Source organism: Streptomyces sp. NPDC104309, from assembly GCF_055584025.1.
In genome coordinates this window covers 1-13,830 of record NZ_JBVJMV010000089.1, presented here as the reverse complement: position 1 = coordinate 13,830, position 13,830 = coordinate 1, and the positions used below count along the sequence as shown (strand labels likewise).

Genomic DNA, 13,830 nt, shown 5'->3' with positions numbered 1-13,830 from the left:
GTCTCCTGGGATTTCGTGAGCTGCCGTGTTCACCGTGATTTGCCTATCCCCTGGTCACCGACGTGCCTGGCGAGAAGGTCGAATGGGACGGGACAAAACTTCCGGTCAATGAGCGGCAGCTCTCGGTGCTGGAGTGGGTGGGAGCGGGATGTCCTGAGGACGTGTGGGAGACAAGCTCCTACAAGACCACCTGCCAGGCATTACAGAACCGGGGCCTGGTCACGGTCTCCCGGAAAGGCGGGCAGTGGAACGTCGTCCTGACGAGTGCAGGCCAGCACTACCTCTCCCACGACACGTACCCTCCCCCGGGGTCGCGCCCGCGCATGACCAAGGCCACCACTCCACAACGCTCGTCACCCCGGACACAAGACGCTCCGGCCGTCGAGCGAAAGCCAAGTCCTCCCCAGCAGAATCGCGTGACGTTCACGGAACAGCTGCTGCAGGAGCTCGCGGACGCCGGTGGCCGGATCGTCAAGACCACCACCGGCCGTGACTCTGTGAACTGGCCGTCCCGGATCGCGGCCGCTCGCAGATCGACACGGCTCCCGAAGGCAAAGGAGCTGCACGGAGGCTGGTGCCGTGACGGATACGAGATCAAGCTCGTCGACACCCCCGCCTGGCGCCTTGCGGTCCTCGACCCTGTCCCCTCCCGGCTCACTCGGCCGCACAGCGTGGTCCGGGCCATGCAGAACGAATCCCGATCGCTGGGCCTGACCAAGCCCGTCCAAGCACGTGCCCTACGGCTCATCCAGGCACTGATCACCGCCACCGAGTCCGAAGGACACGCCTGCTCGGTGGGACGGCCGGGCTCTGCACCCCCGTCTCACCGCCGCCGCAGTGCGTCTCCCCACTTCACCATCACCGCGCAAGGGCTCACGGTGGGGTTCGTCGTTCTCCAGGAGCAGCACCTGGCCGAGCATGTCGCGACCGACAAGGAACTCGCCGAGGCCCGGAAGCACTCCTGGATCACGATCCCTCGTTTCGACTACACCCCGCCCGAACGCCTCCGTTTGGCCCTCAGCGGCGGCCAGCCACACCGAGCGAACGATGCTTGCCCTGACCGGCAAGCCGAGACTCTGGGAGCCCCGCCGCCTGCGGCTGCGACTGTTCTCCGCCGCCGTCCAGCTCGTCACCACCGCCCGCCTCCGGCACCTGAGATTCACCCACCACTGGCCCTGGACCGGCGTGATCACAGGCGCGATCCAGCGACTCGACGCACTCCCGAGCCCTGGATGACCAGCAGCAACGGCCCGTCCCGACGAACTCGCCCTGGCCGTGCCCATTGCGAGCGCGAGGTCGGCCTGCTCGATCGCCTGGTACACCGCGCAAGGGATGATGGGGATGGAATGACGGAACGTGAGGTGAGGAGATTCCATGGCGAAGCGGGTTCACCGACCTCGTGAGGATGCCGAGTTCAATTTCATCCTCGGGATGAGCAGAGTTCCGGTCCTCGCATACTTCACCGGGACATGGCCCAAGGCAATCGAGCCCTGCCGGGTGATGGACCTCGTCGTGAATGACATCGCCGACGACTACACGGGCCGCCTGACGGCCGTCCGCGCCGACATCACGCGTTGTCCGGCCGCGACCAAGCGATACGAGATCACCGGAGCCCCGTCCTATGTGCTGCTGAAGGAAGGAAAGGCGGTGGCGCACGGTACGGGGCCTATGACCATCACCGAGATTCGGACGTTCCTGGACGGCCACCTCTGAGCGGCCGCCGCGGACATGGCCGTGGCGCCCGTCACGTCTCGTCCATGGGAGCTGCGCCGCCTGAGCTTGACTCTGTCGGGGATCTTGGAGTTTTCCAGTGCGCCTGCGTGATCAGTGGGCATGCTCGGGGCTGTTCCGAAGACCGATGCAGCAACCGAGGTGTCCGTTGTCGCTCCGCCCCCGTTACGGTGAGCAAGTCCCTTCTCTGACCGCGCGAATCGCCCGGGCAAGCAACCCAGGCGGTACGACGGCGATGTGGGTGAGAGACCGGCTGGACGGGCTGTGGTGCGACGAGGACTTCGCGGGCTGGTACCCGCGTGACGGACGCCCCGGGCTTTCGCCGGCCCAACTGGCCACCGTCTGCGTTCTGCAGTTCCTGATGGGCATGTCGGACCGGCAGGCAGCGGAGGCAGTCCGCTGCCGCATCGATTTCAAGTACGCCATGGCCTTGGAGCTGGACGATCCCGGCTTCCACCACAGCGTGCTCGCCGACTTCCGCGAGCGCCTCACCGAAGACGGCAGGGCGGACCGCCTCCTCGACCTGGCACTCGCCCGCCTGAAAGGGGCAGGGCTGGTAAGCGAGCGCACTACGCAGCGCACCGACTCCACCCATGTCGTGGCCGCGGTGCGCGACCTGACCCGGCTGGAACTCGTCACCGAGGCGGTCCGTGCCGCGCTCGAAGAAGTAGCCCGCACAGCCGGACACTTGCTTGTCGACCTGGTCGACGAGGAATGGGGACGCCGTTATGGCCGCCCGGTCCGCCTGGGCAAGAACCCCACCCGGCCCAAGACCCGGATCCTGGCCGCAGGCAACGACGCCTGCCAGCTGTTGGAGCGCCTCAACCAGGACACTTCCAGCTACCACCCCGGCCCAGCGGCCCGGGCACTTCGGCAGATCACCGTCCAGAACTACTGCCGCGACGCGGCAGGACGCCTGAGCTGGCGCACCAAGGAGGACGGCGGACTGCCACCCTCCTCGTTGGCGATCGTCTCTCCCTACGACACCACGGCACGCTACGTCCGCCACGGGCACATCATCCGCTGGAAGGGCTTCGCCGCTCATCTCACCGAGACGTGCACCACCGGCAGTGCCAACGTCATCACCGACGTGGCCACCACCTCGGCCGCCACCAACGACGGCCAGGCTCTGCCCGGCATCCACACCCGCCTGGCCCGTCGGAGGTTGACGCCCGCTGAACACCTCGTCGACGGCGGCTACACCTCCCTGGTCCACGTGGAACGAGCCGCCCGCGAACACCAGATCACTGTCACCGGGCCACTGCCAGGCAACCCCACCCGCCAGCACCGAAAGAATGAAGGCTTCGACCGGGACGACTTCCACATCGACTTCGACCGCCGACAGGTCACCTGCCCCCAGGGCCAGGTCAGCGCGGGCTGGCACGGCCCCTACCCGACCTCCTCACCCACCGCGGCACCGCTGATCGTGGCCCGGTTCACCAAGAGCCAGTGCCGCCCCTGCCCGGCTCGCACCCATTGCACCACCACCGCAGACAGCGCCCGGACCGTGGGCTTTCCGCCACGCGAACTCCGCGACCTGCAACTCCGAGTCCGTGCTGAGCAGCAGACACCCGACTGGAAGGCCCGCTACGCGGTCCGCTCCGGAGTCGAGGGCACCATCAACGAGTTCGCCCACGGACACGGCATGCGCCGGTGCCGCTACCGAGGACAACCAAAAGCCCACCTGCAACACGTACTCACCGCCATCGCCGTGAACATCGAACGGCTCAGCAGCCGGTCAGCGACCGAGGCTGCCTCCTCACCGAGACCGCCGACCGCTTTTCAGACCTTCTTGGACCAGCAGGGGTTACCTCGGCCAAAGTCCTGGCGCACTCTCGGCACCTGACCTCGTCCAAGATCCCCGACAGAGTCAAGCTGAGAGGCTGTTGTCGATTCTGATGACTGCGTTTTCACCGGTCAGGGGTAGGGGTGGCACCGTTGTCGCTGTGTGGATGAGCTTCGTCGCCGCCCTGCACGCCGCAGCCGAAGGCGCCGACAAGCCGCTCGGCGCGCATCTCCAGTGCATGGCCCGCCATATGTCCCATCTCAGCCACTACGAGGACACCCTCGACCTCGTCGCGCTCGCGCAGTACGGTGCGCGCCGCCACCTTGCCCAGGATGGCGTCGAAGCGGGCTTCAAGTGTGCTGTTCTTCGCGGCGATCTGGTGGGCGATGCCCAGAGTGGCGCAGAGTTCGGCGGAGTCGAAGAACGCTATGTGTGCGGGCTCGTCGGCGGTGGTGATGCGGTCAGGACGTCCTGGGCGTGGTCGGCGGCCCGTTCGCTGTCGTTGAGGTTGATGCGAGCTGATCACTCCGAAAAGGTTGAGCGCCCGGTCGGTTTTCCTGTGGGGCTCATCGATCTCGCAGGCAGCGATGTGGGCGCGGGCGATCCCGAGATGATCGAAGGTCCTGCTGCGCACGCGGTGTTCCCGTCGGAGGGTGAGGGCTTCGTTGATGAGGGCGGCGGACCTCTCCGCGCGGCGTGTGCGCCGGCTGCTGGTGCGTCGCCGACCGTCTGGTGGAACTCCACGACGAAACAGAGCCGTACGCAGACGGACAGGTCGGCCAGGAGATGCGCCGGCTCATCGCGGCAGCCGTCGCTCCTCGGAGGTGACTGGTTCAGCAGCAGCGTTGGCGAGGGCATGACGGCGTACCCGGTGTTCGCGCTCTCGTCAGCGGCCGGGGCCCAGGCTGCCGCCACGGGGAGTGCACAGTGATCGCCGGCCTCCAGCGGAGGCAGCGTCCAGGACATCCCCTGGTAGCGGCCATAGTCAACGCCCCAACCAGAGTCGACGCCGCCCAGAGGAGACGTGGATCCTCGTCGCCGCACACCGGACGCCACCGGCGCCCCGCGTCCGACGGCGGCCCTCAGCGCTGCACTGCGCGAGCGCGGCATCGACTGGATTCCGTTCGGCGCCGAGGAGATCCGTCTGGACCTCCTCCGGTGCCCCGGCCCTGACGAGGAGGCAGGCGCCCGGAGTTGCGTGGCCGGGATCCGCGATCCGCGTCCACCCCGAGGCCCTGCGCCGGCTGGGCCTGCGCCCGGACCAGCCGGCCGCCCGCGTCACCGGCCCGCCTCTGCCCGCCTGGTGGCACGCGGAGGCCGAACGGCTCGCCGCGGCGGCACGGGTGGCGGGAGACCGGGATACCCTCGTCCGCGCCATTGACGCGGTCATGCCTGCCCTGCATCATCGTGGGAGCGCTCCCACACGTGCCGCACCTATGGCATCCATCGACCACTCACACCGGGCGTCCTGCCGGCCGACGCGGCGCTCGCCCGAGGAGGACACGTCATGCCGCTCGCATACCTCCCTGCCACCGGCCGGTTAGGCCGGCCGGCCCGCGGGGCCGGACGAACCGCGGGCAGAGGCCCCGCCGCAGCGCTCGTCTGCGCCCTGGCCACGGTCGCCGCCCTCGCCGCCGCTCCCCCGGCACCCGCCGCGACCGGCCGGGCCACCGCGGACCCGGCCGCAGCGGCTACGGCCGCCGACGAGGCGTCGGCCGTCGAGGTCTCCGTCAACGCGGGGGTGGGGCTCGGCACGATCGACAAGGCGGCGTTCGGGGTCAACCACGCGCTCTGGGACTCGCACATGAACGACCCCGAGGTGACCGGCCTTCTGGGCGAGGCGGGTGTCGGCATGATGCGCTACCCGGGCGGCTCCTACGGCGACATCTACCACTGGAAGGACCACACCGCCCCGGGCGGCTACGTGGCTCCCGGCACCACCTTCGACGAGTTCATGGGCAGCGTCCGCGCCTCCGGCTCCCAGCCGCTGATCATCGCCAACTACGGCACCGGCACCCCGCAGGAGGCCGCCGACTGGGTCCGGTACGCCAACGTCACCCGCGGCTATGGGGCTAAGTACTGGGAGATCGGCAACGAGATCTACGGCAACGGCCACTACGGCAGCGGCTGGGAGGCCGACGACCACCCGGACAAGAGCCCGCGCGAGTACGTCCGCAACGTCCTCGCCTACGCCGGAGCGATGAAGGCCGTCGACCCGACGATCAAGATCGGCGCCGTGCTGACCACGCCGGGCGACTGGCCGGACGGCATCACCGGCCCGGGCGACTCGGCCGACTGGAACCACACCGTGCTGTCCGCGGTCGCCGGGACGATCGACTTCGCCATCGTGCACTCCTACCCGGGCGGCGCCACCGCCGACGACGCCCTGGACCGGACCGCCCGGCTGCCCGGACAACTCCGCGAGGTCCGCAGGCAAATCGACCGGTACGCCGGGGAACGCTCGCCGAGGATCGGCATCGCGCTCACCGAGGTCAACTCCAACGTCCAGATGAACAGCCGCCCCAACGGCCTGTTCGCCGCGGACACCTACATGACGGCGCTGGAGAACGGCGTCTTCAACGTCGACTGGTGGAACGTCCACAACGGGCCCACCAAGGTGGAGACGGTGGACGGCGACACCGACTTCAACGACTTCGGCCTGCTCTCCAGCGGCGGCTGCGTCGGCGACGTCTGCCAGCCGACCGTAAACACGCCGTTCCACCCGTATTACGGCCTCAAGTCGCTGACCCAGCTGGGCCGTCCCGGCGACACGATGGTCGCTTCCTCCACCGACAGCGACCAGGTGTCCGTGCACGCCGTGCTCCGGGCCGACGGCACGCTGAGCGTGATGCTGATCAACAAGGACCCGCTGAACTCCCGCACCGCAGAAATTAGTTACGCCGGCTACACCCCAACCACGCAGGCACCGGTCGTGCACCGGTACGGCCGCGGCGACACCGATATCACCCGGGTGGCCTCCACCACCGGGGGAGACCAGGTGCTGCCGCCGTACTCGATCACCACGATCACCGTCGCCCCGCACGCCGCCGCGGCCTCGGTCGGCGCGCCCGGCTCACCGAGGACCACCGCCGTGAACAGCTCGACCGCAACGGTGAGCTGGACCGCCCCCGCGAACGGCAAGGCGGTGCGCTACGAGGTGTACGAACGGCTGGGCACCAACACCCAGTTGCTCACCACCTCGACCTCCACCTCGGCAACGCTGCACAACCTGCCGACGGGCTCCGAGCACACGGTCAACGTCCTGGCCCGGGACGCCGACGGCCGCCTCTCGCGCCCCTCCGAGCCGCTGACCTTCGCCACCACGGCTCCGCGCGACAGCAGCTGCCTGGTCAACTACCGGGTCGACAGCGGCTGGGGCAACGGATTCGTCGCCACCGTCAGCGTCTCCAACGTCGGTGACGCCCCGGTCAACGGCTGGACCCTGGACTTCACCTGGCCGTCCACCGGCCAGTCCGTGCAAAGCTCCTGGAACGCGAACGTCACCGGGTCGGGCACGCGCGTCCATGTGACCGACAACGGCACCAACGCCGAGCTGGCCCCGCGCGGCGGCTCCACCGCCACCTTCGGCTTCGTCGGAGCCAACGACGGCGCCAACCCCGCCCCGACGGCGTTCACCCTCAACGGAACAATCTGCCGAACCTCCTGACCCACCGCCTGCGGCCCGGCCCACCGGGCCGCAGGCGCGCGTGAGGATCGTCGCCCGCACCCCAGAGGAGGCGGGCGTCGAGCCGGCCGGTGCTGTTCTCCCAGTTAGACGGAAGGAGCCATGCGCCCATTCTCGGGTAACACGGGCCACCAGCCTCCCAGCGCGCCATCGGGCACTCAGCCCCGGGACCTTGAACGGTCGATTTCTCCGCCTCGTCGCAACTGCGTAGCGGGACGGAGCGGGGTGGCATTCCAGCGCGCCCCCCGCTCGCGGTGAACCCCCGCTGGCACCAGCCAGCGGGGGTGTTTCTCTCACACGCGTCTCACCAACTGCGTAGACGCGCCTGGGCCACAGTGAGCTGACCTGGCCCTATGCGTCCCACCTGGACCGCGCTGGACCCCACGAGACGCGATCTACCGCCTATGGGCATGTGCAGCGACTGCTACCAGATCCGTCTCGTAAAGTTCTGACCGTGACGTACAGGTTCGACTCATCTCGCGCTGGGGTTGAACGTCACGGTCACAGCAGGTACGAGAAACGCAGTGCCCCGCCCTCCTCTCGGTAGCGGCCCCGGCCGCGCTTTCCGTATGGGTTGGGGAGCATCTGGATGGCAACCTTGTGCGGGGTGAGGACCTGGGTGACCACTAGGAGGCGCCAGCGGTCGTTGCCCGCATGCTGGCGGGCTGCGCGGACCTCGCTCTCTCCCAGCTCGAAGCGACCGCCTTCACTCGCGGTCGCCTTCACCTCGTACAGATAGGGTCGGCTGCCGGAGCCGACCCGGAAGTCGAAGCCGAGACCGTCGTCGCCGGACGGGCCGGGGAAGGCTTTGCGGCGGTTGCCCGACACCCAGCCGGTCTCGTCCATGCGGTCCGGGTAGCGCGCACACAGCCACTGGTACGCGTACCACTCGCCCACATACCCGATGGCCTCCCGCTGGGCCGTTGTCAGCCCGCTGTCCATGCCGCCCCCGTACCGCCGCCCACGCGTGTGACCAGTCGCCTTGATGCGCCCGGTTTGGGAACGGGGATCCGTGAAGCGGAGCGGCCCGGCGGCAGTGATGCCCGGCGCCGAGCCACTCTGCAGGGCCTGGTCGAGTTCGCGGGTGAGGGCGGTGTAGTCGCCGGAGGACACCTCGAAGTCGCGGCCGCCGACGGAAATCGACCGCCGCTTTCGCTCCTGTTCGCGGCGCTCGTGCTCCGCCGCGTTGCGCACCCGCTCTAGGTCGGCACCGGACAGCCCGTGTTGTTCAGGATCCGTTGCCACCGCCATGCCGTCGGGCCACTGGCCGAGGACCGCCAGCCAGCCGACGACGTCGGCGGGGGACAGGGAACGGAAGTCCAGCGCGCCCGCGGCCTCCAGCCGCGCGGTGACCTCCTCGGCTGGCTCACCTCCGGTCAGGGCCGCGGGCAGCGGGCGTCCGGCTGCCCTGACCAGGACCGCGAGGTCGGCGGCCAGACCGCTGATCGTACGGAGGTTCGCGGGGCGCACCTGGTCGGGGGCGGGCAGGCGTTCGCCCGAACGGGGCAACGGCACCGGGCGGCCAAGTCGCAGCGCCAGCTGCTCCTCCACGTGCGCCTCCAGGCTCCCCGTGTCGGCCGTGTCCACGGTGTACGCCCAAGCCTCCGGCGCGGTGATCCAGCCCAGGGCTTTAACCGAGGGCCAGTCGGGCATCGGACGGCGCGCGTCGAAGTCCTCCAGCACCGCCCAGCGCAGCCGGTTAACGAGCTCCTTCTTGCGCGGGTCCAGGTAGGTGCGGAGCGCCTCCTTGTGCTCGTCGGCGTGGCTGACCGGTTCCAGGGGCGGGTGCATCGCGCGCAGGGTGTCGTTTAGCTCGGCGAATCCGATGCCCAGGTCACGCCGCAGTTCGTCTGTACCGCGCGCCGCGCGAGCCCTGTCGATGAACTCGGATACGGGTACCGGGAGCTCGGCGGCGTAGTTCTCGAGTTGAGCCTGAAACTCCCGGGTGTCACCCGGCGGCGGCAGGAGCAGCGAGTTCGCCGCCTCTGTGCCGAGTAGGTGGACGAGGAAGGGCCGACAGCGCTCCAAGACCACACCGATGGCTCCGTCGATCCGGCGGCTCGTCTCCTTGACCTGGTGGATCGTGACTTCCAGGGCGTCGGCGAGCTCCTCCTGGCCCGGGTCGTGCAAGTCAGCGTGGCGGGAGGCGAGCTGGTGGGCGGCGAGACGCAGCCGGTCGCTGAACTCCCGCCGCCCCAGCAACTCGGCGACCGCTACCACGATGCGGGTGGTCTCGGGCCAGCCCGGCTCGCCTGCCGGGGCGAGGACGAGCGGATGCTTCGGATCGGGCAGCGGTAGCACTCCGCCGAGGCGGCCCGGCAACGTCACGGGTCGACCGTCGAGCTCGATGTCCCAGGAGTGGTAGCGGTGCAGGCGTACGCTCCGGACCAGGGACGTCAGCTCGCTCAGCTCGGCCTCGCTCGCCCGGGGGCCGCGCGCCAGATGGTCGGCGAGGACGGCCACGGCCAGCGTGAGCCAAGGCAGTTGCTCGACCATCGGCTCTCCCATGGCCACGGGGTCCACGCGTGCGCCGTCCACGGTCACTGTGAACACCAGGTCGTCGGTGTGCCGGACGGTGGCGGGGTGTTCGGCCGCCAGCAGCTCGGCGGCCTCCGCGGAGACATCCGGAATGGTCAGCAGGGGGCACCCCATCTCCCGTACCAGCAGGGCTGTCAGACCGTCGCGTTCACCGCTGACGTAGAGCACGGCATCGCCATCGCCATCGGTCGCCCCGCCGTCCAGGTCGGACAGCGGTACGCTGATCAGCCGGTCCCCGGACTCGGCGAGCAGACTGGCGCCCTCGGGTAGTGCGGGATGTGGCTGCAGTACGAGGTACCTCCAGGCGCGTTCGTTGGCGCGCTGCGCAGCGGGCCGGTCCTCCGTCCCTAGTGCGCCCTCCGCCGCAAGCCGTCCCAGCGCGGCGATGAGGCGATTGCTGTCCCAGGAGTTGCCCCAGGTCGGCAGCCCCATCTCCCGCAGCCGGGCGCCCGCCTTCCCACGTTCCAGGAGGTGGCGCAGCCGATGGTCGACAGTGGGTGCGTACGAGGGCTCCTCCTCCAGCCCGGACGGGCAATGCCAGGCGTCGGCCGGCCGGACGAACCGGACGGCCCGGTCGCGGCCCCGCACTGGGAGCCACGGCTGCTCGCGGACGAAGGTGCCGAGCGGGGTCGGGACACATTCCGTGTCCGGGGAGCTCTGGCTGCCGGCACTGGTCCAGACGCTGGTGAAACTCGTGTCTTTCCAGTCGGCCAGGCCGTGCAGGACGAGCCGTGCGTACGCCAGCCGGGCCTCCTGGCCGAGGCGTCCGACGACGTCCTGGCCAGGGAGTTGCCAGGCGGGAGTGCCCCAGTACGGCGTCCGGGGGTAATAGGCACGGGACCAGTTGCGGACGTGCGGCTCCCACTGCTCCTGCACCTCGGCAGACACCTTCGCCATGTGGACCAGCTGCCGAGCGGTGAGGTTTTGCCCTTGGTCTACTCGGCGCAAGGCGTCGGGGGAGCTGACCGGGACCAGCCCGTCGGCCACCCCGGCTTCCTTCAGGAACGCCCGCCACTCCTCAGCAGCGGTCGCGTCCCCCTTGGCGAACTCCTCGGGGGCGGCGAGGAGGCGTCCAGCAATCGCCTTGAGGCTCTTCGACACGTCCTGCCCGGCGGCGACCACCGCCGCCAGGTCCTCACCGACGGACTCACGGCCCCAGCCCCGGCCGAAAACGGCGTTGCTCGCCCTGATCATCCGACCGTCCGCCGACAGCACGTACAGTCCGAGCGAGGAGACCTCCGTCCCGTCCAGCGAACGCCGAGCCTGCCACAGCCGGAAGACGAACCGCAGCGTCCGGAGCCGCAGTCGGAGATCGGTGCTCGCGTTGAGTTGCTGCCGTGCGTGGTCCAGCAGGCCCTTCGTGTCGTATGGCCGGACAAGCTCCTCCTCTTCAAGGAAGACGCGGGCGGAACGCCCACGCGTACGCTCGCCGCGGTCCTTCCAGACCAGCCCCGGGTGCAGGCAGAACAACCGCCTGCCGAGCAGGGAGGGGACGGACGGGCCCTTGGCCCGGTTCGCCTCCGTGCGCACCGGCTGGAAGAACGCCTCCCGACGGGCACCCTGACCACTCGGCTTGCTCTGTGCACATGTGCTCGTGGCCGTACCCGCCCTGCCGGGGGGGGCGGTTGGTATGCCGCAGCGTGCAGTCCTCCGCGAGCAGCAACCGCCTGTCATGCAGGACCCGCCCGTGGTCCTCGAAGAGGGCGGCCAGGTCCTCGTACAGCGCGCTCCACTCGTTGGGGGACTCACCGGACCTGGGGAGCGGAAGGGACCCGACGATCCGCTCCACGTGGTCGGCGAGGAGCTCCGGGGCCGGCTCCCACGGGCACGCGAGGGCGCGGCACAGGGTGGCCAGCCGTTTCAGCCGGTCGCTGCCGATCTCGGGATCCGCCACCACGATTCCGGCCTCGTGCGCGCGGTGTGCCGTGAGGACCGTCAGGTCGAGGTCCGGCCACAGGGCGGCGCCCCGGGGCGGCGCCCAGCCCGCCGCCGGCGGGGCGCCGTCCGCGGCGAGGACGGGCACGAGCGGTACGTCGGCCAGTTCGCTCCCATGCACGCGCAGAGCCGCCGCGCTGAGCCGCCCCACCGACTCCTTCTTGTTCTCCCAGCTCACCAGGTCCACGGCCAGCTGCCGCATGGACGGCTCGGGCGAGGCGCGCAATACCGCAGCGGCCGCCAGACAGGTCTCGGCGACCGCATCGAGCAGCAGAACGTTGAGGGGGTTGTCGGAGGGGATCCCGGTGCGGTCGAACTTGGTGAAGAACGGGGCGTTCGCGTGCCCAGGGAAGGGCGCGGCCTGGTCCTCGCCCATCGGCAGGAAGGTGTAGATCTGCCCGTGCAGCGGTCGGCGCGGGGCGGGCAGCGGGAGTGCGACCTCGACGACGGCGGACCGCTTCCACTCCTGCCACGTGTCGTCGAGGAGCCCGGAGCCCACGGCCTCGGCGAGCGTGCTGTTCAGCCGTTCCTTCTCGACGGTGCTCCGGGCCACCAAGAAGGTGCCGGACGGCCCCAGATCCACGGTCGCGCAGGAGACGGCGAGTCCGTGCCCGGCGCCATCCTGCGCCACCGCGAAGCACTCCTCGGAGCGGGTCAGCTCGTGCCGCTCATGCGCCTCTTGGCGGTCGTCCAATTCGCCCGCCTCACCCGCGGCCCGCCGTTCCAGCGTCAGGCCATCGAGCCGGTCGAGGAACAGCATCACGGGTACCTTCGCCCCCGCGAGCTCACGCATCCGCAACCGGACCTCGGTCCGGGCGGCCTCGCTCAGCAAGGGCAGCCGGACGACGGTGACGTACCCCTGGGCAGCGAGTTGCCGACAGGTCGCGGGCACATCGTCCAGCGGCAGAGGTGCCTGCAATGGCGGATACGTGGCGGCTACCTCGTGGGCGTTGTCCTCACCGCCAAGGAACTCCTCCACGTCGGCCCTCTGCGCGAAGCGGAAGCAGTACCCATCCAGTTCCGAGCCGAGCGGGCTATCGGGGTCAGCGCTATAGATCTCGGGCGCGTCGCTGATCAGCAGGATGCTGCGGAACCCGACGCCCTTGTTCCCAATGCCCTCGCCGATCTCCTTCGAGCTCTGGGCAAGCTTGTAGATCCGCTCAACGTTCCGCCAGGTGAAGGGCGTGCCGCCGTTGGCGACGTACAACGTCCCCCACTCGCCCTCCGCCTCGTCCAGCAGGACATGGATCCGTCCGTCGCGGCGGTCCCTCGGATGCGCGTCGTAGCCGTTCTGCAGCAACTCGAAGAGCGAACGGCCGGCGTACTCCCGCGCGCTCGTATACGACACGGCGTTCACCTGCCGTGCCATACGCAGAACTTGCTCCGAACGGGCCCCCTCCAGCACGGACCGGCCGTACTCCCGCAGCTGCTCGGCCCGGGCGTTCCTCGCCATGGTCCTCCCCTCACCTCAGCGTGAAGAGGACGGTATCCCGCCGCACTGACATCGCGGGGCGCGAGGGACCACGTGTGGAGCGCCTCGAACCTTACGAGCTGGTACACGGTTGGCGGTGAGACGTTGAGCCCTTGATAGTTGATGATGGTCGTGTGGTGGTGGGGGACTCGACTCACACAATGATCACCGGCAACCTGCGGATCACGCCACTCATCCGCTCCCGCCGCGGCCCACGGCGGCGAAGGTCGGCGAAGCTGCACTCGGACAAGGACTACGAGCCGGCCGGATCTCCCGCCAGTGGGGCCGGGACTCCGCCATGTACGCCAACCGCGTGGAGGGCGAGTTCCACCCCTCGGACGAGGACTCCGTCATCCCGTCGGCGTGGGCGGAGGCCGCCGTGGAGCGGTGGCACGAGTGGGACCAGGCCGGCCGCCCGAAGCTGGAAGACCGGCGTGGACGTCGCCCGCGCCGACGGGGACTCCGCCCTCCTGGCCCACCGTCACGGCGTCGCCGTCACCAGCCTGGAGACCCACGAACGGGGAAGACACCATGCGCACCACCACGCGCGTCCAGGCAGCCGTCGGAGAGGCCGCCCAGCTCTCCGCCCGGCGTTGTCACGTTGGTGGGGTGTTGATCGATTGAGGGCGCGTCAGGGCGTGGAGGGGTCGGGCGGGGGCCTGGGTCACGCTGCGGCAGGCAGGC

General features: G+C 69.7%; 6 protein-coding genes and 1 pseudogene. 5 read left to right on the top strand and 2 right to left on the bottom strand.

The annotated features are described in order from the left end of the window. Positions 1-1,047: 1,047 nt before the first annotated feature. The 5 genes and pseudogenes from ACZ68L_RS45310 to ACZ68L_RS45290 form a co-directional block, all read left to right on the top strand. Positions 1,048-1,236: pseudogene (locus ACZ68L_RS45310) on the top strand (IS1380 family transposase); the annotation flags it as partial. A 138-nt stretch (positions 1,237-1,374) separates the two neighbouring features. Then, positions 1,375-1,713 (top strand): thioredoxin family protein, encoded by a 339-nt coding sequence (locus ACZ68L_RS45305; protein WP_469590488.1) that lies wholly within the window; start codon positions 1,375-1,377, stop codon positions 1,711-1,713. Positions 1,714-1,966: 253 nt separating this feature from the next. Then, positions 1,967-3,577 carry an IS1182 family transposase gene (locus ACZ68L_RS45300; protein WP_469590485.1) on the top strand — a complete coding sequence of 537 codons (1,611 nt, stop codon included), beginning with the start codon at positions 1,967-1,969 and terminating at the stop codon, positions 3,575-3,577. Positions 3,578-3,683: 106 nt separating this feature from the next. Beyond that, positions 3,684-4,448: a hypothetical protein gene (locus tag ACZ68L_RS45295; protein ID WP_469590482.1), complete on the top strand. Its 765-nt coding sequence runs from the start codon at positions 3,684-3,686 to the stop codon at positions 4,446-4,448. A gap of 576 nt (positions 4,449-5,024) precedes the next feature. Then, a complete protein-coding gene (locus ACZ68L_RS45290; protein WP_469590479.1) occupies positions 5,025-7,184 on the top strand; it encodes a cellulose binding domain-containing protein in 2,160 nt (719 codons plus the stop codon). A gap of 519 nt (positions 7,185-7,703) precedes the next feature. Here the strand turns inward: ACZ68L_RS45290 and ACZ68L_RS45285 are convergent. Continuing rightward, the gene (locus ACZ68L_RS45285; protein ID WP_469590490.1) at positions 7,704-8,048 is read right to left on the bottom strand and encodes a protein NO VEIN domain-containing protein; all 345 of its coding nucleotides are present in this window, start codon (positions 8,046-8,048) and stop codon (positions 7,704-7,706) included. 3,082 nt (positions 8,049-11,130) lie between these two features. After that, the gene (locus ACZ68L_RS45280; protein ID WP_469590476.1) at positions 11,131-13,128 is read right to left on the bottom strand and encodes a sacsin N-terminal ATP-binding-like domain-containing protein; all 1,998 of its coding nucleotides are present in this window, start codon (positions 13,126-13,128) and stop codon (positions 11,131-11,133) included. Positions 13,129-13,830 lie beyond the last annotated feature (702 nt).

Bases quoted from the DNA above. Each gene is read 5' to 3' on its own strand.
- ACZ68L_RS45285 (WP_469590490.1), bottom strand. From the start codon at position 8,048: ATGGACGAGACCGGCTGGGTGTCGGGCAACCGCCGCAAAGCCTTCCCC.
- ACZ68L_RS45305 (WP_469590488.1), top strand. From the start codon at position 1,375: ATGGCGAAGCGGGTTCACCGACCTCGTGAGGATGCCGAGTTCAATTTC.
- ACZ68L_RS45300 (WP_469590485.1), top strand. From the start codon at position 1,967: ATGTGGGTGAGAGACCGGCTGGACGGGCTGTGGTGCGACGAGGACTTC.
- ACZ68L_RS45295 (WP_469590482.1), top strand. From the start codon at position 3,684: ATGAGCTTCGTCGCCGCCCTGCACGCCGCAGCCGAAGGCGCCGACAAG.
- ACZ68L_RS45280 (WP_469590476.1), bottom strand. From the start codon at position 13,128: ATGGCGAGGAACGCCCGGGCCGAGCAGCTGCGGGAGTACGGCCGGTCC.
- ACZ68L_RS45290 (WP_469590479.1), top strand. From the start codon at position 5,025: ATGCCGCTCGCATACCTCCCTGCCACCGGCCGGTTAGGCCGGCCGGCC.